Here is a 1,410-nt window from a genome sequence, read left to right as displayed (position 1 = left end):
AGAAGAAAGGGAAATCTGAAGCCTGATTTTCGAAAAATAAATTGAATACCCGCTTAAAAAGCGGGTATTTTTTTGCCACGAATACACGAATGAGATAGTTTTATTTAAAGCGAATTTTATTTGTGTATTCGTGGCTTTTTTCTTCAGCTTAAATAGAGTTGAATAAGAAAGAAAAAAAATCGGAAGCATAGGTTAATAAAAAAAAACTGTTCGATTAGAACAGTTTTTTTTATCATGAAGTTTTTTATTCTACATAACTTTCTTCTAACTGTATAGTGCCGTCTTTAGCATAAACAAGTAATATAATATTTTTTTTACGTGCTATGTTTCTAGCTATTTCTATTGCTTCTTTTTTTGTATCAGTGATTGTAGTAAACTTAGCAGATTTATCATTTTTGACAATCCAGCCGTTACCCAATGGTAAAACATGTTCAATAGAACTCGACATCGCAACCTTTTTTCGGCCACGAGTTGCACTTTCTGCTTTTACTGATGATTTTTTTTTGTAACCTGTGACATTTTATTTTCTCTTATTATAAAACTACGAAATTTCTCTTATAATTACTTTTGCGGACCTGATAAATTCATTGGTTTGATCTGATGTATATCTTTTTATCTTATACCGGTTTTCCGGATTCCAACTTTGGACTGTTAGCCATTCAATTAAAAATGAAGATTTAATGCGAGTTTCTGCACCGGAAAAAATAATTAAATCACTCAAATTATGATTTTTTATCTGCCTTAGTTGAGTAATTGCTATACCCGTACTAATGGCATTGAATGCAGCAATCTGAGGATTATAAAAGGTGAAATCGCTTTTGGTTTCAGGAAATCCCCGGTTAAATGCAAGTGTGTTTACGATTTTTCTCTTGAAACTAAATTCCAGTGCATATCCCATTAAGTAAATTGAAGCCGCATTCCTGTTATTTTTCAACAGCGTAATAGAACCCTTTTGCTTTTGTGAAGATAAATAAGCAAGTGTTGTCGCAGTAATCACTTTGGGTAGAATTTGAACTAAGATAATTATTATGATTTCTATTTGATATTTTGACGGCATCTTTTTTTTAGCCATTTTTGCATACAGATGGCAAAAAAGATAATCATAACGATTGATGGATGGAGCAGCTGCGGAAAGAGCACGCTGGCAAAGCAACTGGCAAAAAAACTCGGCTACGCTTACATCGACAGCGGTGCCATGTACCGGGCGATCACGTTATATTTTCTGCGCAATCATATAGACTGGACGGATGAAAAAGAAGTAGCGGAAGCACTGGATCATATCCATCTCCATTTCGAGCACAATGAAAATTCCAAACAATCGGAGATCTTCCTGAATGAAGAGAATGTGGAGTATGTTATCCGCGACCTGGTCATTGCCGAAAAAGTGAGTGAAGTGGCTTCCATTGCAGC

3 protein-coding genes are annotated in these 1,410 nt (G+C 34.7%); 1 reads left to right on the top strand and 2 read right to left on the bottom strand.

Going from position 1 to position 1,410, the window contains the following annotated elements; genetic code table 11:
• Positions 1-244 precede the first annotated feature (244 nt).
• Together EGI32_RS11160 and EGI32_RS11155 are read right to left on the bottom strand one after the other, a co-directional pair.
• Positions 245-448, bottom strand: coding sequence for a DUF2188 domain-containing protein (locus EGI32_RS11160; RefSeq protein WP_255153464.1), 204 nt, complete (start codon positions 446-448; stop codon positions 245-247).
• A gap of 93 nt (positions 449-541) precedes the next feature.
• Positions 542-1,072 (bottom strand): hypothetical protein, encoded by a 531-nt coding sequence (locus EGI32_RS11155; RefSeq protein WP_255153463.1) that lies wholly within the window; start codon positions 1,070-1,072, stop codon positions 542-544.
• Positions 1,073-1,084: 12 nt separating this feature from the next.
• On the opposite strand from EGI32_RS11155, the gene EGI32_RS11150 reads away from it, so the two are divergent.
• Positions 1,085-1,410: d(CMP) kinase (locus EGI32_RS11150; protein WP_255155447.1), on the top strand; the 326-nt coding region annotated here is incomplete at its 3' end.

Source organism: Ferruginibacter sp. HRS2-29 (assembly GCF_024343615.1).
GTDB lineage: Bacteria > Bacteroidota > Bacteroidia > Chitinophagales > Chitinophagaceae > Ferruginibacter.
Note: the sequence above shows the minus strand (reverse complement) of the source record. Positions and strands in the feature narration are given on the sequence as shown.

Bases quoted from the DNA above. Each gene is read 5' to 3' on its own strand.
- EGI32_RS11160 (WP_255153464.1), bottom strand. From the start codon at position 448: ATGTCGAGTTCTATTGAACATGTTTTACCATTGGGTAACGGCTGGATT.
- EGI32_RS11155 (WP_255153463.1), bottom strand. From the start codon at position 1,072: ATGGCTAAAAAAAAGATGCCGTCAAAATATCAAATAGAAATCATAATA.